This window comes from Streptomyces sp. NBC_01217, assembly GCF_035994185.1.
Lineage (GTDB): Bacteria > Actinomycetota > Actinomycetes > Streptomycetales > Streptomycetaceae > Streptomyces.
In genome coordinates this window covers 6988644-7005581 of record NZ_CP108538.1, presented here as the reverse complement: position 1 = coordinate 7005581, position 16938 = coordinate 6988644, and the positions used below count along the sequence as shown (strand labels likewise).

At 71.5% G+C, this 16938-nt stretch carries 14 protein-coding genes; 2 read left to right on the top strand and 12 right to left on the bottom strand.

What is annotated here, in order from left to right:
• Position 1: 1 nt before the first annotated feature.
• The 8 genes from mnhG to OG507_RS31235 form a co-directional block, all read right to left on the bottom strand.
• Positions 2-355, bottom strand: coding sequence for a monovalent cation/H(+) antiporter subunit G (gene mnhG, locus OG507_RS31270; RefSeq protein ID WP_327370459.1), 354 nt, complete (start codon positions 353-355; stop codon positions 2-4).
• Positions 352-687, bottom strand: coding sequence for a monovalent cation/H+ antiporter complex subunit F (locus OG507_RS31265; RefSeq protein ID WP_327370458.1), 336 nt, complete (start codon positions 685-687; stop codon positions 352-354). The genes mnhG and OG507_RS31265 overlap by 4 nt, the downstream gene beginning before the upstream one ends.
• Entirely contained in the window at positions 684-1307 is a 624-nt protein-coding gene (locus OG507_RS31260; RefSeq protein ID WP_327370457.1) for a Na+/H+ antiporter subunit E, read from the bottom strand. The genes OG507_RS31265 and OG507_RS31260 overlap by 4 nt, the downstream gene beginning before the upstream one ends.
• On the bottom strand, positions 1304-2959 hold the full coding sequence (locus OG507_RS31255; protein WP_327370456.1) for a Na+/H+ antiporter subunit D: 1656 nt from the start codon (positions 2957-2959) through the stop codon (positions 1304-1306). The genes OG507_RS31260 and OG507_RS31255 overlap by 4 nt, the downstream gene beginning before the upstream one ends.
• Entirely contained in the window at positions 2956-3558 is a 603-nt protein-coding gene (locus tag OG507_RS31250) for a Na(+)/H(+) antiporter subunit C (RefSeq protein ID WP_327370455.1), read from the bottom strand. Before OG507_RS31250 ends, OG507_RS31255 begins: the two co-directional genes overlap by 4 nt.
• A complete protein-coding gene (locus OG507_RS31245; protein ID WP_327370454.1) occupies positions 3555-6470 on the bottom strand; it encodes a Na+/H+ antiporter subunit A in 2916 nt (971 codons plus the stop codon). The genes OG507_RS31250 and OG507_RS31245 overlap by 4 nt, the downstream gene beginning before the upstream one ends.
• 373 nt (positions 6471-6843) lie before the next feature.
• A complete protein-coding gene (locus OG507_RS31240; RefSeq protein ID WP_327370453.1) occupies positions 6844-7245 on the bottom strand; it encodes a RidA family protein in 402 nt (133 codons plus the stop codon).
• Positions 7242-8369 carry an acyl-CoA dehydrogenase family protein gene (locus tag OG507_RS31235; RefSeq protein ID WP_327370452.1) on the bottom strand — a complete coding sequence of 376 codons (1128 nt, stop codon included), beginning with the start codon at positions 8367-8369 and terminating at the stop codon, positions 7242-7244. The genes OG507_RS31240 and OG507_RS31235 overlap by 4 nt, the downstream gene beginning before the upstream one ends.
• Positions 8370-8496: 127 nt before the next feature.
• Here OG507_RS31235 and OG507_RS31230 point away from each other — a divergent pair, with 127 nt between their 5' ends.
• Positions 8497-10101, top strand: a complete 1605-nt coding sequence (locus tag OG507_RS31230) for an AMP-binding protein (RefSeq protein ID WP_327370451.1) — start codon at positions 8497-8499, stop codon at positions 10099-10101.
• A 48-nt stretch (positions 10102-10149) separates the two neighbouring features.
• A complete protein-coding gene (locus OG507_RS31225) occupies positions 10150-10971 on the top strand; it encodes a GNAT family N-acetyltransferase (protein WP_327370450.1) in 822 nt (273 codons plus the stop codon).
• A 33-nt stretch (positions 10972-11004) separates the two neighbouring features.
• Here the strand turns inward: OG507_RS31225 and OG507_RS31220 are convergent, their stop codons facing one another.
• The 4 genes from OG507_RS31220 to argF form a co-directional block, all read right to left on the bottom strand.
• The gene (locus tag OG507_RS31220; RefSeq protein ID WP_327370449.1) at positions 11005-13284 is read right to left on the bottom strand and encodes a bifunctional salicylyl-CoA 5-hydroxylase/oxidoreductase; all 2280 of its coding nucleotides are present in this window, start codon (positions 13282-13284) and stop codon (positions 11005-11007) included.
• Between the two features lie 4 nt (positions 13285-13288).
• Entirely contained in the window at positions 13289-14116 is an 828-nt protein-coding gene (locus tag OG507_RS31215; protein ID WP_327370448.1) for an enoyl-CoA hydratase family protein, read from the bottom strand.
• A 107-nt stretch (positions 14117-14223) separates the two neighbouring features.
• Complete coding sequence (locus tag OG507_RS31210; RefSeq protein WP_327370447.1) at positions 14224-15678, bottom strand: amino acid permease; 1455 nt, start codon at positions 15676-15678, stop codon at positions 14224-14226.
• A gap of 187 nt (positions 15679-15865) precedes the next feature.
• Positions 15866-16873 (bottom strand): ornithine carbamoyltransferase, encoded by a 1008-nt coding sequence (argF, locus tag OG507_RS31205; protein WP_327370446.1) that lies wholly within the window; start codon positions 16871-16873, stop codon positions 15866-15868.
• Positions 16874-16938 lie beyond the last annotated feature (65 nt).

The window sequence follows — 16938 nt, the reverse complement described above, 5'->3', positions numbered from 1 at the left end:
GTCAGCCCTCCTCGCTCAGCTGCTCGTCCAGCTCGTCGAAGAGCAGCTCGCTGTGGCCGGTCTGGCCGGTCCGGTAGGCCGACCGCGCCACCAGGTGGGCGGCGACCGGACCGGTCATCAGCTGGAAGAAGCCGATCAGCGCGAGCGTGGCGAGGTCCATGCCGCTGCGCAGCCGCAGCGCCACCCCGGCGAGGACCAGGAGCATGCCGAGGGTCTGCGGTTTGGTGGCGGCGTGGCTGCGGGACAGCACGTCCGGCAGCCGCAGCATCCCGATCACGCCGAGCAGACAGACGGCCGCTCCGACGAAGACCAGAACCGCACCGGCCGTGTCGAGGATCTGGAACCAGGCACTCATGGGGTTTCCTCATCGGTCCTCGTGGTGCCTTCGGCGCCCGGACGGCCCGAGGGCCGGTCGCGTACGGCGATGAAGCGGGCGATGCCCACCGAGCCCGTGAACCCGAGGAAGGCCAGCACCAGCATGATCGGGAAGTAGAACGGATCGCGCGCGAAGGCGGATTTGGCGCCGAGGCCCGCGATGATGAGGGCGGCGCACACATCCAGCGAGATGGCCCGGTCCAGCATGGAGGGGCCGCGCCAGATCCGGCTGAGCAACCCCGCTCCGGCGATGATGATCACGACGACGGCCGCGGTGAGCAGCACCCGGTCGACGGTCTCCGGCGCGCTCATGGGCCTTCCCCCCTGCCGTGCCCGGCCGTCGGCGGTGATTCGGCGACGCGGGCGATCTCGTCGGGGGTGCCGAAGGCCCGTACGGTCAGCTTCTCCATCCGCCAGACGGACTGCCGCGCCGCGTCGAGTGCGGCGGGTCTGTCCGCGTCCAGGACGTGCAGGAAGACGGTGGCCGTGGCGCGGCGTACCTCGACGACCGATCCGCCGGGCACGTTCGACACGGCGACGGCGGTGGCCGCGAGCATCAGGTCGGAGCGACAGCGCAGCGGTACGGCGATGACGGCCGCCCGGTGCGGATGGTCGACGAAGATCTGCCGGGTGACCCGTACGCCCGAGGTGTACATGTCGTACAGCAGATAGCCGGCGAGCATCAGGATGCCCCAGGGGTGCAGTCGGAGCCCGAGGTCGACCCGGGGCAGCGGGAAGGCCAGACAGACGGCGACCGCCACGACCGCGCCGATCAGTACGTTGGCCCAGTGCAGGCTGGACCAGAGCAGCACCCAGATCAGGGTGAGCCAGGCGATCAGCGGGAGGTCGAGCACCCGCCCCCGCCCGCCGAGTTCACAGCTGAAGGGCGGCAGGTCCTTGTTCCGGAAGGACAGCTTGATCAGGCGTTTCACCGGCCGAGCACCGCCTCGACGTAGGGGGCGCGGGCGAGGAGTTCGGCGGCCGCGCGGTCGGTGTAGGAGGTCAGCGGCCCGGCGAACACGGTGAAGGCGAGTCCGAGGGCGACGGCCGCCGCGGTGGCCGCGGTCATCGGCCGCGGCAGTTTCGTGGTGGTGGTGACGGCGCGTCCGTGCAGGGTGGCGGCGACCGCGAGCCCGGCGGGCTGATGGCGGGGGCGGACCGGCTCGTCGCCGCTGCCGCGGATGTGGTCGGGGCCCTCGTCGGCGTCGCTGTCGTCCTCGTCGGAGTCGGACTCCAGGACGGTGCCGTACGCGGCCTGCCCCGGGGGCGCGGCCCGCCAGAACGCCAGGTTCCAGACCTTGGCCATCACGTACAGCGTGAGGAGGCTCGTCACGGCGGAACCGATGACGAGGATCCACGCCCAGACGCTGCCGTCGGCGACACCGGCCCTCATCAGCCCGAGCTTGCCGATGAATCCGGACAGCGGCGGGATACCGGCCAGGTTCATGGCGGGTACGAAGAAGAGGGCGGCGAGCAGCGGGGCGGCCTTGGCCAGTCCGCCGATCCGGGTGAGTTCGGTGGTGCCGCCCCGGCGTTCGATCAGCCCCGCCACCAGGAACAGCGTTGTCTGGACGGTGATGTGGTGGGCGACGTAGACGATCGCGCCGCCGTAGGCGTCCCGGGTGGCGAGGCCGATTCCGAAGACCATGTAGCCGATGTGGCTGATGAGGGTGAAGGAGAGCAGCCGTTTCAGGTCGGTCTGGGCGACGGCTCCGAGGATGCCGACGGCCATCGAGGCGAGTGCGGCGGCCATCAGCAGGTCGCCGAGCCGGTTGCCGGGGAAGAGCAGGGTCTCCGTACGCAGCATGCAGTAGACACCGACCTTGGTGAGCAGACCGGCGAAGACCGCGGTGACGGGGGCGGGCGCGGTCGGGTAGGAGTCGGGGAGCCAGGCGGCGAGCGGGAAGACGGCGGCCTTGATGGCGAAGACGGTGAGCAGCATCGCCTGGATCAGGGTCTGTACCCCGAGTGGGAGTTCGGCGAGCCGGCCGGCCAGCTGGGCGAAGTTGGCGGTGCCGGTCGCCGCGTACGTCATGGCGATGGCGGTGAGGAACAGCATCGAGGAGAACAGCGAGATGATCACGTAGGTGGAGCCGGCGCGGACGCGGGGTCCGGTGCCGCCGAGGGTGAGCAGGACGAAGCTGGCGACCAGCATGATCTCGAAGCCGACGTAGAGGTTGACGAGGTCACCGGCGAGGAAGGTGCAGGAGACCCCGGCGACCAGGATCAGATACGCGGGGTGGAAGACCGCCACGGGTGTCTCCTCGTCCCGGTCGGCCATGCCCTGGCCGAGGGAGTAGACCAGCACGCAGAGCGTGATGGCGGAGGAGACGGTCAGCATCAGCCCGGACAGCCGGTCGGCGACCAGGGTGATGCCGAGCGGTGGTGCGAAGTCGCCGAGGTGGACGGAGAGCGGGCCGCGGATGTCGGCGACGATCATCAGGGTGACGGAGAGTCCGAGCACGGCGGTGAGCACGGCGACGCTGACGAGGCGCTGGACCTGTTTGAGGCGGGTGCCGAAGGCGAGGCTCAGGCCGGTGGCGCAGAGCGGCAGCAGCACCGGCAGGGGGACGAGTGCGTTCATCCGGTGGCTCCTGGGCCGGTGTCGGGGTGGGCCTGCTGTCGTACGTAGTCCTCGGGGTCCGCGCCCAGCACGTCGTGCCAGAGGTCCCCGGTGGCGTACCGGCCGCGGGCCTGCAGGGCGCGGTCGGCGCGCAACCTGGCCCGCAGGCGGCGGCGCTCCTCGCGGTACCGGGCGCGTTCCTCGTCGGTGACGTCCGGGGCGGCCCGGTAGCGTTCGCGCAGTTCGTCGCGCTCACCCCGCACCTCCGAGCGGAGCGCGATGCGCCGGTCCTCCAGGTCGTCGTGGACCTCGTCGGTGCCGTTCAGCTGGTGGCTGCGGTAGGCCATGGCGAGGAGGAAGGCCGTGGTGGCGAGGGTGATGACGATCGCGGTGAGCGCGATGGCCTGCGGCAGGGGGTCGGTCACCTGCCCCAGCGGGACGCCGTACAGGAGGGGTTCGCGGCCCGCCGATCCGCTCGCGGCGAGGACGAGCAGATTGATGCCGTTGCCCGCGATCACCGCGCCGAGCAGGATGCGGGTGAGGGGCCGGGTGAGCATGAGGATGCCGCCGACCGCACACAGCACCACGGCGGTGGCCAGGAGCGAGACGCTCACCGTCATCCTGGGGTGCCTCCCGCCCCGGGTGGCGTGCCGGCGCGCGCGGCGGCGGCCATCTCGACCGCCGCCCGCTCGATCTGCCGGTCGATCTTGGCGCCGAGTGCGCGCACGATGTCCAGCACCACTCCCAGGACCAGCAGATAGACCCCGAAGTCGAAGAGGACCGGCGTGCCCAGGTGGTAGTCGCCGATCACGGGCAGCCGGCCGTGGTGGGTCCAGGCGTGCAGGACCGTTCCGTCGGCCAGGCCGAGCAGGGCGACGCCGGTGGAGATGAACAGGCCGAGGCCGGTGAAGAGTCCGGGCTGCAGCGGCGCGGCCTCGGCGAGTTCGAAGCGGCCGCCCGCCAGGTAGCGGGTGATCAGGGCGAGTCCGGCGACGAGCCCGGCGACGAAGCCGCCGCCCGGCATGTTCTCGGCGCAGAACAGCAGATACACCGAGAGCACCAGGATCGGGTGGAACAGCAGCCGGGCCACGACCTCGAAGACGATCGAGCGGTGCTCGGGCGCCAGCGTCGAACCCGCCGCGAGCCAGCCGCGCTCCGGCGCGCCCTCGTCGCCGTGCGGAAGTCCCGTCATCCCGCGGGCCGTCAGCGACCAGGCGGTACGTCCCTGCACCTCCTCCCGCAGCGACGGTCCCTCGGTGCGGCGGTGCAGATAGATCAGGCTCGTCACACCGATCGCCGCGGCCGCGAGCACGGCGGACTCCCCCATGGTGTCCCAGGCGCGCAGGTCGACCAGGATGGTGGCCACGACGTCCTTGAGTCCGTGGTGGGCGGTCTCCTCCACCATGGCCGCGCCCGCCGGGTCCGCCGTACGGGCGGCCGCCGCGACCCACACCACCACGCCGAGCGTCGCCGCCGCGGCCAGCGCCACCGGAATGCGCATGGCACGTCGCCAACTGCTGACCGTCTCCTGGAAGTGGACCGGCATCCGCCGCAGCACCAGCACGAAGACGATCATCGACACGGTCTCGACGCAGAACTGGGTGAGCGCCAGGTCCGGGCCGCCCTGGACGACGAAGAGCAGTGCCGTGCCGTATCCGGTCAGCCCGGCCAGGACCACGGCCTTCATCCGGCGGCTGACGGTGAGACAGAGGAGCGCGGCCGCGCAGGTCAGCACGGCGATGGCGCCCTGCAGCGGAACGTCCCAGATCCTCGGGGCGGCGGCCCCGCGCCAGGGCCGGTCGACGCCGAGGACGGTGAGCTGGCCGGCCAGCATCACGAGCAGGGTGGTGGCGAGGTAGACGGAGAGCGAGCCGCGCTGGACGAAGCCGGTGAGCTGGAGGGAGAGCCGTTCCAGGCCGAGCAGCAGGTGGCCGAAGACGCTGTCGGCGGTCGGCCAGGCGATCCGCCGGGAGAGCCGGGTCACGGTGGTGCGGCCCATGAAGAGCACCACACCGGCCGCCGTGGCGATGGCCGAGAGCAGCAGGGCGGTCCCGAATCCGTGCCAGAGCGCGAGATGGTACGGATGCGCGGACGGGGGGAACGTGTCCGCGTACGCGCTGAGCAGCCGGTCCGTCCATCCGACGCCCGGCCCCAGCACGAGACCGCAGAGCGCGAGCAGGGCGGGCGGCGCGAGGAACGCCGGGCCGACCCGGTGTACGGGGGTGTCCTCGATCCCGGGTTTACGGGCGAAGGCGCCCCAGACGAACCGCACGGTGTACGTGACGGTCAGCGCGGAGCCCGCGACCGTGATGCCCAGCGCCCACCGGTCGGCGGTGTCTCCGTGCAGCAGTGCCTCGAACGCGGCCTCCTTCGCCGCGAAGCCGAGCAGCGGGGGCAGGGCTGCCATGGACGCGGCGGCCACCACCGCGACCGTGCAGACGTGCGGCAGCGCCCGGCCGACACCGGAGAGTTTGCGCAGGTCACGCGTGCCGGCGGCATGGTCGACGATGCCGGTGACGAGGAACAGCGGGGCCTTGAACAGGGCGTGGCCCAGGATCATGGCGGCGGCGGCCAGTGCCGCGTCCCGGTTGCCGACCCCGGCGAGCAGGGTGAGGAAGCCGAGCTGGCCGACGGTGCCGTAGGCGAGGACGAGTTTGAGGTCGTTCAGACGCAGCGCCCGCCAGCCGCCGAGCAGCATGGTCGCGGCGCCGAGGACGATCACGACGGGCCGCCAGACCGGCACGTCGGCGAAGCCGGGGGCGAGCCGGGCGACGAGGTAGACACCGGCCTTCACCATCGCGGCGGCGTGCAGATAGGCGCTGACGGGGGTGGGCGCTGCCATGGCGTTCGGCAGCCAGAGGCTGAACGGCCAGACCGCCGACTTCGACAGGGCCCCGCACAGGATCAGCACCACCGCGACCGAGACGGCGAGGCCCGGCCGGGGCGGGTCGGCGAGGATGGCGGAGATCCGGTACGTGCCCGCCGACCGACCGATCATCAGGAAGCCGACGAACATCGCGAGACCGCCGAGCGTGGTCACGGTGAGCGCCTGGAGCGCGCAGCGGCGGCTGTGCTTCTGCTCGCTGTCGTACCCGATGAGCAGGTAGGAGAAGACCGTGGTCAGTTCCCAGAAGACATAGAGGGAGATCAGGTCGTCGGCGAGGACCAGGGCGAGCATGGCACCCGCGAACGCGAGGAGGTTCCCGGCGAATCCGGCGAGTTGCGGGGTCTCGTCGCTGAAGTACGAGGCGCAGTAGAGCAGGACGAGCGTGCCGATTCCGGCCGCGAGCAGCACCATCAATTCGGCGAGCGCGTCGAGCCGCAGATCGACGGTGACGTCGTAGGCGGGCATCCACTGCCACGACCAGGTGACCGAGCCGCCGGACGCGGTGGTGTTCCACTGCGTGGCCGCCCACACGGTAGCGGCGGCCGGTGGCAGCGCGAGCACGACGAAGGCGCGCCTGCCGAGCGCTTGTACCAGCGGGCGCGCGCAGGCGGCCAGAACGAAGTGGCAGACGATGAGCGCGGTCATGCGGCTCCGGGCGGCGTCCCGCGCCCGCCCCGGTCGGACGTCCGGGGGGTGAGCGATGCATCGCGGGCAAAGGGCACTAAATACAGATATATCCCCGATCGCGCTTCACTCGTGGGGCGCGCCGCGCCCGGCCCGGCGCGGTGGGTTCACCCGTGCTCGCCGCAGGCCCCGCTGTGGTCGCGGTACGGCGTGCTCCCGGTGCGCCCGCAGCCGCACAGCATCACCCGGGCCTCCTGGCGGAGACATGGGCCGGCACCTCCGGCTCCTCGTCGGCGATGCCGTCGGGCCGTGGCGGGTTCATGACTCCGTACGGACGTCTCCAGCCTCACCCGTGCCCCCCTGCCCGCTGCTCGAACCGGCCCGCCCGGTGCGTTCACGGCAGTACGGCCACTCCGTCGATCTCGACCAGCGCCTGCTCGTCCCAGAGCCTCGCCACGCCGATGACCGCCATCGCGGGGTAGTCGCGGCCCGCCGACTGCCGCCAGATCCGGCCCAGTTCTCCGGCATGGGCCCGGTAGTCGGTCACATCGGTGGCGTACACGGTGACCCGGGCCAGGTCCGCCGGGGAGCCGCCCGCGGCGCGCAGGGCGGTCAGCAGATTGGTGAGGGCCGTCGCGAACTGCTCGGGCAGGGCGGCGCCGATGACCTTGCCGTCCTGGTCGAGCGCGGTCTGCCCGGCCAGGAAGACCAGCCGGCTGCCGGTGGCCGTGACGGCGTGCGAGAAGCCCGCGGGCGGCGACAGCTCGGCGGGGTTGATCCGGTGGACGGGACTCATGCGGACGCCTCCCTGTTCGTGTACAGCTCCTTGGCGATGATCGTGCGCTGGACCTCGCTGGCGCCCTCGTAGATCCGTGGTGCGCGGACCTCCCGGTAGAGGTGTTCGAGCAGATGGCCGCGGCGCAGGGCGCGGGCGCCGTGCAGTTGGACGGCGGTGTCGACGACGTACTGCGCGGTCTCGGTGGCGTACAGCTTCGCCATGGCCGCGCGGCGCGGTACGCCGGGCTCCCCCGCGTCGTACGCGGCGGCGGCCGCGTACACCAGGAGGCGGGCGGCCTCGGTGCGGGTGGCCATCTCGGCGACCTGGTGGGAGACGGCCTGAAGGTCCTTCAGCGGGCCGCCGAACGCGGTGCGTTCGGCGGTGTACGTCACCGTGGCGTCGAGGGCTGCCCGGGCCATGCCGACGGCGAACGCGCCGACGCTGGGGCGGAAGAGGTTGAGGGTGTCCATCGCGACCCGGAAGCCGCGGTCCGGTTCGCCGAGCACATCGTCGGGGGTGACGGGGACACCGTCGAAGACCAGGGCGCCGATGGGGTGCGGCGAGAGCATGTCGAGTGCGGTGCCGGTCAGGCCCGGGCGGTCGGCGGGGACCAGGAACGCGGTGACGCCACGGGATCCGGCGCCCCGGGTCGTACGGGCGAAGACGGTGTAGAAGTCGGCCTCGGGCGCGTTGGAGATCCAGCACTTCTCGCCGGTCAGCCGCCAGCCGCCGGGGGTGTGTTCGGCGTTCAGCGCGAGGGCGGCCGCGTCGGAGCCCGCGCCCGGTTCGCTGAGTGCGAAGGCGGCGACGGCGCGGCCGGCGCGCACCTCGGGGAGCCAGCGTTCGCGCTGGACCCCGGTGCCCGCCCGGACCACGGGGTGGGTGCCCAGGCCCTGGAGCGCCAGTGCCGTTTCGGCCTCCGTGCAGCCGCGGGCCAGGGACTCGCGCAGGAGACAGAGTTCGAGGGCGCCGGAGTTGAGCAGCCGGTCGAGGAGACCTGCCTCGGCGAGTGCGGCGATCAGGGGGCGGTTGACGTGGCCCGGGTCGGCTTTTTCGGCGAGGGGGCGCAATTGCTGCTCGGCAAGGGCTCTTAGCTCTTCACACCAGGCGGTTTGTGACGGATCGAGCGAGAATGCCGTCATACCGGCGCCTCTCTTGTCGGTGTCCGAGGCGGCCGCGCGGCGCGCCTCTTCTTCTCGTCTTATCGCGGACCGTTGACTACCGTCACCCAAACGATACGCTCCAGAGGCGACAAGGGGGCGAGCCGTCATGGACCCGAAGACCTCAGCGCACCTCGACACCTTCGCCAGGGAGCATCTGCCACCTCCGGACCAGTGGCCGGAACTGCTCTTCGACCTGCCCGAACTGCGCTACCCGGACCGCCTCAACTGCGCGGCCGAACTGCTGGACCGTACGGTCGACCGCTTCGGCCCCGACCGCCCCGTCTTCCGTACTCCCGACGGCGGAGTGTGGAGCTACGGGGAGCTGCGGGACCGGGTAGACCGGATCGCCCATGTCCTCACCTCCGATCTGGGGGTCGTCCCCGGCAACCGCGTCCTGCTGCGCGGCCCCACCTCCCCTCATCTGGCCGCCTGCTGGCTCGCGGTGCTGAAGGCGGGCGCGATCGCCGTCACCGTGCTGGCCCAGCAGCGGTCCTCCGAACTCGCCACCATCTGCTCGATCGCCCGGGTGAGCCACGCGCTGTGCGACATCCGGGTGGTCGACGACCTGGTGAGGGCTCAGGTGCCGGGGCTGCGAATCACCGCGTACGGAGGTGATGCCCCGGACGATCTGCTGCGCCTGGCCGAGGCCAGGACGGGGCCGTACCGCCCCGTGGACACGGCGGCGGACGATGTCGCGCTGATCGCGTTCACTTCGGGAACCACCGGGCGCCCCAAGGGCTGTATGCACTTCCACCGGGATGTGCTCGCCATCGCGGACACCTTCTCGCGCCACGTCCTGCGCCCCACGCCGGACGACGTCTTCGCGGGCAGCCCGCCGCTCGGCTTCACCTTCGGGCTCGGCGGTCTGGTGGTCTTCCCGCTGCGCGCCGGTGCCAGTGCCCTGCTGCTCGAACAGTCCGGCCCGGCGCAGTTGTTGCCCGCGCTCGCCGCCCACCGCGTCTCGGTACTGTTCACCGCGCCGACCGCCTACCGCGTGATGCTCGACCACATCGACGCACACGATCTGAGCGCGCTGCGGCGCTGCGTCTCGGCCGGTGAGAACCTGCCGGTCGCCACCTGGCGTTCCTGGTACGAGCGGACGGGTCTGCGCATCATCAACGGCATCGGCGCCACCGAACTGCTGCACATCTTCATCTCCGCCGCCGACGACGCGATCCGCCCCGGCACCACCGGGGTTCCCGTGCCCGGCTGGCAGGCCCGGGTGCTGGACCGCGAGGGCAGACAGCTGCCGGACGGGGAGCCCGGACTCCTCGCCGTACGCGGTCCTGTCGGCTGCCGCTATCTCGCCGACGAGCGCCAGCGCAACTACGTGGCGCACGGCTGGAACCTCACCGGCGACACCTATGTGCGCGAGCCCGACGGCTACTTCCGTTATGTCGCCCGCGCCGACGACATGATCATCTCCTCCGGCTACAACATCGCGGGCCCCGAGGTCGAGGACGCCCTGCTGCACCACCCCGCGGTGGCCGAGGCCGCGGTGGTGGGCCGGGCGGACGAGCTGCGCGGCCAGATCGTGGTGGCGTACGTGGTACTGCGCAAGGGCGTCGCGGAACTGGCGGCCGACGAGCTGCGCGCGTACATGAAGAGCGAACTGGCCCCGCACAAGTGCCCGCGCGTCATCGAGTTCCTGCCCGCACTCCCCCGGACGGCCACCGGGAAGCTGCAGCGCTTCCGGCTGCGGGACGGCTGAGCCGGAAATACGGGTGCTCCGCTCCGGCCGCACCCGGCAGGATGAGGCATGACCTGGACCTTCACCGATGACGTCGACGTCTTTCTCGAAGCGGCCGGCGCTTCGCTGGCCGCCCGGCCCGCCGAGAACACCCTGGTGCTGACCGTCACCGCGACCCTGCGGCGCAGCGGCCCGCACGCCTACGGTGACGCCGCCCCGCTGCTGGGCTGGTGGCGCGGGGCGGACGGCGAGGTCGCGGGCACGCTGGTGCAGACCCCGCCGCATCCGCCGCTGCTGGGAGCCATTGCCCCGGAGGCGGTCGCTCCGCTGGCCGCCGCGCTCCCTCTGACCGGGATCAACGCGGACCGCGCCACCGCCGAGGCGCTGGCCGCCACCTGGCCCGGCCACCGGGTCGACCAGGAACAGCGGCTCTACCGGCTGGCCACGCTGATCCCGCCCTCCCCCGCCCCCTCGGGCCGGCCCAGGGCCGCCACCGCCGCCGACCGGGACCTGCTGGTCCGCTGGCATCTCGCCTTCGCCGAACAGGTCGGCCAGCCCGGCGCGCACACCGAGCGGATGGTGGACGAGCGGACGGCCTCCGGCGGGCTGACGCTCTGGGAGAACGACGGCGTGCCGGTGTCGATGGCGGGCGTCTCCCCGCGGATCGCGGGGATGGTGCGGGTCGCGGCTGTCTACACGCCCGCCGAGCACCGCGGCCGGGGGTACGCGGCCGCCGTGACGGCGGAGGTCAGCCAAGCGGCACGGGAGGCGGGCGCGCAGGAGGTGCTGCTGTTCACGGATCTCGCGAACCCGACAAGCAACGGCGTGTACCGGCGCATCGGCTACCGGGCGGTCTCGGACCGGCTGCTGATCAGCGCGGAGCCGAAGTGACGGGCGGGGCGCCGGAGCCCGCATGGCTGTCCGTCACCCCAGGGTGAGCCGCGGCTTCGGTGCGTCCGTGCGGCCCGTCGGTGGGGTGCGGCTGCCCGCGCGGTACGGGAGCGGCCAGGGTGCGCCCGGTCCGCTGTAGCCCTGGTCGGCCGCCGCGTGCAGCGTCCAGTGCGGGTCGTAGAGATGGGGACGGGCCAGGGCGCAGAGGTCGGTCCGGCCCGCGAGCAGCAGCGAGTTGACGTCGTCCCAGGAGGAGATGGCACCGACCGCGATGACGGGCACGCACAGTGTGTTGCGGATCCGGTCGGCGTACGGGGTCTGGTAGGAGCGGCCGTACTCGGGGCGCTCGTCGGGGACGACCTGGCCGGTGGAGACGTCGATGGCATCGGCTCCGTGGGCGACGAAGGCGCGGGCGATCTCGACGGCGTCCTCGGCACTCGTGCCGCCCTCGGCCCAGTCCGTGGCGGAGATGCGTACGGTCATGGGCCGGTCGTCGGGCCACTCGGCGCGGACCGCGTCGAAGACTTCGAGGGGGAAGCGGAGCCTGCCCTGCAGCGTTCCGCCGTAGCGGTCGTTGCGGTGGTTGGTGAGCGGCGAGAGGAAGCCGGAGAGCAGATAGCCGTGGGCGCAGTGGAGTTCGAGCAGGTCGAAGCCGCAGAGGTCGGCTCGCCGGGCCGCGCTTGCGAACTGTTCGCGTACGGCGTCGAGTCCGGTCCGGTCCAGGGCGTGCGGGACCTGGTTGACGCCCTCGGCGTACGGAATCGGGGAGGCCGCGGTGAGCGGCCAGTTGCCTTGGTCGAGGGGCTGGTCGATGCCCTCCCACATCAGTCTGGTGGAGCCCTTGCGCCCGGAGTGGCCGAGCTGGACACCGATGGCCGTACCGGGTGCGCCCGCATGGACGAAGTCGGTGATCCGGGTCCAGGCGGCGGCCTGTTCGGCGGTGTAGAGCCCGGTGCAGCCGGGGGTGATGCGGCCCTCGGCGCTGACGCAGACCATCTCCGTCATGACGAGTCCGGCGCCGCCGAGTGCGCGTGCGCCCAGGTGGACGAGGTGGAAGTCGCCGGGGACACCGTCGACGGCCGAGTACATGTCCATCGGTGAGACGACGACGCGGTTGCGCAGTTCCAGGCCGCGCAGCCGCAGCGGGGTGAACATCGGCGGGGTGCCGGGGGCACAGCCGAACTCCTCCTCGACGGCGGCGGTGAACGAGGCGTCGCGCAGCCGCAGATTGTCGTGGGTGACGCGGCGGCTGCGGGTGAGGAGGTTGAAGGCGAACTGGCGGGGCGGCTGGTCGACATAGGTGCCGAGCTCCTCGAACCAGCGCAGGCTGGCCGCGGCGGCCCGCTGGGTCGATTCGACGACCGGTCGGCGCTCCATCTCGTACGCGGACAGCGCGCCGGGCAGGTCGGGCTGTTCCTCGATGCAGGCGGCGAGCGCGAGGGCGTCCTCGACGGCGAGTTTGGTGCCGGAGCCGATGGAGAAGTGCGCGGTGTGGGCGGCGTCGCCGATGAGGACCGTGTTGCCGTGCGACCAGCGGGCGTTGACGACGGTGCGGAAGGTGAGCCAGGAGGAGTTGTTGGAGCGCAGCGGACGGCCGCCGAGCGCCTCGTTGAAGATCTTGGCGCAGCGTACGGTCGAGTGCTCGACGTCGCAGGTGTCGAATCCGGCGGCCTGCCAGACCTCCTCGCGCATCTCGACGATGACGGTGGAGGCGTCGGCCGAGAAGGGGTATGCGTGGAGCTGCATGACCCCGTACGCGGTCTCGGCGGTCTCGAAGCGGAAGGCGTCGACGGCGAAGTCGGCGGCGAGCCAGATATAGCGGCAGCGGTGGGTGGTGAGGCGGGGGCGGAAGGTGTCGGCGTGGGCGGCGCGGGTGAGGCTGTGCACACCGTCGGCGGCGATCACCAGGTCGTGGGTCGCGGCCAGCTCGGCGGCGGGCGGGGCCTCTGCGCGGAAGCGGAGCCGTACGCCGAGGGCGTCGCAGCGTTCGTGCAGGATCTCCAGGAGTCTGCGCCGGCCCAGGGCCGCGAAGCCGTGGCCGCCGGAGGTCTGGGTGACGCCGCGGTGGACGATGTCGATGTCGTCCCAGCGCACGAATTCGTCCTGGAGTGCCCGGTGGACGACGGAGTCGGCGTGCTCGATGCCGCCGAGGGTCTCGTCGGAGAGGACGACACCGAAGCCGAAGGTGTCGTCGGGGGCGTTGCGCTCCCAGACGGTGATGTCGCGTTCCGGGTCGAGCCGCTTGAGGAGGGCCGCGGCATAGAGCCCGCCGGGGCCGCCCCCGATGACCGCGATCCGCTTCACGGGCGGCATCGGGCTACCGGCCCTGCCACTTCGGGGGCCGCTTCTCGGTGAAGGCGGCGTGGAATTCGGCGTAGTCGTCGCCGTGCATCAGCAGGGCCTGGGTGGCGGCGTCCATCTCGACCGCGGCGGCGAGCGGCATGTCGAGTTCGGCGGTGAGCAGCGCCTTGGTCTGGGCGAGGGCGAGGGCCGGTCCGTCGGCGAGGCTGCGGGCCAGCGCCGCCGCGCGTGCGTCCGCCCGGCCCTCCTCGGCCAGCTCGCTGATCAGCCCGATCCGTTCCGCTTCGGGGGCACGGACCGGTTCGCCGAGCATCAGCAGCCGGGTGGCATGGCCGAGGCCGACGACGCGAGGCAGCAGATAGGCGGCGCCCATGTCGCCCCCGGAGAGGCCGACCTTGGTGAAGAGGAAGGCGAAACGGGCGGACGGGTCGGCGATCCGGAAGTCGGCGGCGAGCGCGAGAACCGCACCGGCGCCTGCCGCCACGCCGTGCACGGCGGCGATGACGGGGAAGGGGGCTTCGCGCAGGGCCCGCACCACCTGCCCGGTCATGCGGTTGAAATCGAGGAGCTGGGCGGTGTCCATGGCGAGTGTCGCGCCGATGATGTCGTCGACGTCTCCGCCGGAGCAGAAGCCGCGGCCCTCGCCGGCGAGCACCAGAGCGCGCACGGTGCGCTCGCGGGACATTTCGGCCAGCAGGTCGCGCAGGTCGGCGTAGGCGCCGAAGGTGAGCGCGTTGAGTTTCTCGGGGCGGGCGAGGGTGACGGTGGCGACTCCGTCGTCCGTCGTCAGCCGCAGATGGCGCCAGTCATCCGTACGGGGGGCGGAGCTGGGAAACGGGCTCATGGAGGGGGCTCCCCTTCAGCCGTCGGGCTGCTACCTGCAACCGAACCTATCACTCGTACGTGACTCCCGTCACGAGCGCGCAATAGGGGGCCGCTGGGCCGCCGGTGTCAGCCCGCGTCGGTGTCAGCCGCATCGGCGGCGGCCAGCCGGGAGCGGCTGCGGCCGTAGAAGGTGTAGACCGCCGCGCCGACGATCAGGAAGACGGCGAACTGCACCCAGGTCGCCCAGCCCGTCCCGTACATCAGATAGAGGCAGAAGGCGACGCCCAGGATCGGGCTCAGCGGGTAGAGCGGCACCCGGAACGAGCCCTTCACCTCGGGGTTGCGGCGGCGCAGCACGATCACCGCGATGTTCACCGCGACCATGGTGCCCAGCGTGCCGATGGTGGTCAGGTTCACCACCACGTCGAGCGACGAGAAGGCCGCGGGGACCGCGAAGACGACGGCGACGATCCAGGTGTTGGCGACGGGTGTGGCGGTCCGCGCCGAGACCCGCTCGAAGACCCGCGGGACCAGGCCGTCGCGGGACATCGACATCAGGATGCGGGTCTGCCCGTACATCACCGCGAGCACGACCGATGCGATCGCGACGACCGCTCCGAAGGCGATGATTCCGCCGCCGACGGTGGAGTCGGTGACCTGGTCGACGACGATCGAGAGCGCGGCCGGCTTGTCGGCGACGGCCTCCGGGCCGAGGGCGCCGATGGCCGCGAGCGCGACGGCGCAGTAGAGCAGGGTGACCAGGCCGATGCAGATCATGATCGCGATCGGGATGTTCCGCCGCGGGTTCCTGACCTCTTCGCCCGCGGTGGTGATGGCGTCGAAGCCGATGTACGAGAAGAAGGCCAGCGACGCGCCGGCGGTGACCCCGCCCGCACCGTGGGTGGCGAACGGCGTGAGGTTGCCGTGCTCGAAGGCCGTGAACGCGATGACGCAGAACATGATCAGGATGGCGATCTTGAGGACCGCCATCGCGGCGGTGGCCCCCGCGCTCTCCCGGACACCGCGCACCAGCAGGGTGGCGGCCATCATGACCACCAGGACCGCGGGCAGATTGATCACTCCGCCGTCGCCGGGCCCCGCCGAGAGGGCGGCGGGCAGCTGATGGCCGAACAGGCTGTTCAGCAGCTCATTGACGTACTGGCTCCAGCCGACGGCGACCGCGGAGACCGAGACCCCGTACTCCAGCAGCAGACACCAGCCGACGAGGAACGCGATGCGTTCGCCGAGGGTCGCGTAGGCGAAGGAGTACGAGCTGCCGGAGACCGGGATCGCGCTGCCCAGCTCGGCGAAGGAGAACGCGGTGAAGATGCAGGTGATCGCGGCGAGTACGAAGGACAGCACGACGGCGGGGCCCGCCTCGGCGACGCTGTCGGACAGGCCGACGAAGATGCCGGTGCCGACGACGGCTCCGATCCCGAAACACACCAGCTGGAAGAGTCCCATGGTGCGCTTGAGGCCGTGCCCCTCCAGGTCGGCGCCGGACTCGGCGATCAGCTGGTGGGGGCTCTTGATACGTGGCCCGGAGGGGCGCAGGGAGCTCGGCGGGCGCAGCGGACTCACGGGGGCGGTTCTCTTCTCTGGTGGCGCATGTGGGGGGAGGTGCGTCCGGGGCCCAGGGCTCGTGGGGGGCTCTGGTGACACACATGGAAGTGGGGTTCGAGCGTTCGAGCTCGAACCCCACCAACAGACAACATATTAATCGCCTTCACGCATGTTCACCCAATTGGGTGCATGATCATGCGGTAAATCAGCTTGCCGACGTCAGGGTGGCCACCAGAACGGCCTTGATCGTGTGCAGCCGGTTCTCGGCCTCGTCGAAGACGACGGAGTGGGCGGACTCGAAGACCTCGTCGGTGACCTCCAGCTCCGTCAGCCCGTGGGCGGCCTCGATGTCCCGCCCGACCTTGGTGCCGAGGTCGTGGAAGGCCGGGAGGCAGTGCAGGAACCTCACGTCGGCGTTGCCGGTGGCGCGCAGCACGTCCATGGTCACGGAGTAGGGCGCGAGGGCCTCGATGCGCTCGCCCCAGACCTCCTTGGGCTCACCCATGGAGACCCAGACATCGGTGGCGATGAAGTCCGCGCCCCTGACGCCGTCGGCGATGTCCTCGGTGAGAGTCACGGTCGCACCGCTGGTTTCGGCCAGCCTGCGCGCCTCGGTGACGATCTCCTCGGCCGGCCAGTACGACTTCGGCGCGACGATCCGTACGTCCATGCCCAGCAGGGCGCCGGTGACCAGGTAGGAGTTGCCCATGTTGAAGCGGGCGTCGCCGAGGTAGGCGAAGGCGATCCGCTCCAGGGGCTTGTCGCTGTGCTCGACCATGGTGAGGACGTCGGCGAGCATCTGGGTCGGGTGCCAGTCGTCGGTGAGTCCGTTGAAGACCGGGACGCCGCCGTACGCGGCCAGTTCCTCGACGGCCGCCTGGCTGTCACCGCGGTACTCGATGCCGTCGAACATCCGGCCGAGGACGCGGGCGGTGTCCTTCACCGACTCCTTGTGCCCCAGCTGCGAGCCGGAGGGATCGAGATAGGTGGTGGAAGCGCCCTGGTCGGCGGCGGCCACCTCGAAGGCACAGCGGGTACGCGTCGAGGTCTTCTCGAAGATCAGCGCGATGTTCTTGCCGCGCAGCCGCTGCACTTCGGCCCCCGACTTCTTGGCGGCCTTGAGCTCGGCCGCGAGATCGACCAGGCCGCGGAACTCCTCGGCCGTGAAGTCCAGCTCCTTGAGGAAGTGGCGGCCTGCGAGGTCTATGGCCATGGGACTGCTCCTGGGTCGGGTGAGGATCGCGCATACAGTGACCATGGAAGTCTATACGACACACT

Coding starts and splice junctions, on each gene's coding strand:
- mnhG (WP_327370459.1), bottom strand. CDS start 355: ATGAGTGCCTGGTTCCAGATCCTCGACACGGCCGGTGCGGTTCTGGTC.
- OG507_RS31265 (WP_327370458.1), bottom strand. CDS start 687: ATGAGCGCGCCGGAGACCGTCGACCGGGTGCTGCTCACCGCGGCCGTC.
- OG507_RS31255 (WP_327370456.1), bottom strand. CDS start 2,959: ATGAACGCACTCGTCCCCCTGCCGGTGCTGCTGCCGCTCTGCGCCACC.
- OG507_RS31250 (WP_327370455.1), bottom strand. CDS start 3,558: ATGACGGTGAGCGTCTCGCTCCTGGCCACCGCCGTGGTGCTGTGTGCG.
- OG507_RS31245 (WP_327370454.1), bottom strand. CDS start 6,470: ATGACCGCGCTCATCGTCTGCCACTTCGTTCTGGCCGCCTGCGCGCGC.
- OG507_RS31240 (WP_327370453.1), bottom strand. CDS start 7,245: ATGAGTCCCGTCCACCGGATCAACCCCGCCGAGCTGTCGCCGCCCGCG.
- OG507_RS31235 (WP_327370452.1), bottom strand. CDS start 8,369: ATGACGGCATTCTCGCTCGATCCGTCACAAACCGCCTGGTGTGAAGAG.
- OG507_RS31230 (WP_327370451.1), top strand. CDS start 8,497: ATGGACCCGAAGACCTCAGCGCACCTCGACACCTTCGCCAGGGAGCAT.
- OG507_RS31225 (WP_327370450.1), top strand. CDS start 10,150: ATGACCTGGACCTTCACCGATGACGTCGACGTCTTTCTCGAAGCGGCC.
- OG507_RS31220 (WP_327370449.1), bottom strand. CDS start 13,284: ATGCCGCCCGTGAAGCGGATCGCGGTCATCGGGGGCGGCCCCGGCGGG.
- OG507_RS31215 (WP_327370448.1), bottom strand. CDS start 14,116: ATGAGCCCGTTTCCCAGCTCCGCCCCCCGTACGGATGACTGGCGCCAT.
- argF (WP_327370446.1), bottom strand. CDS start 16,873: ATGGCCATAGACCTCGCAGGCCGCCACTTCCTCAAGGAGCTGGACTTC.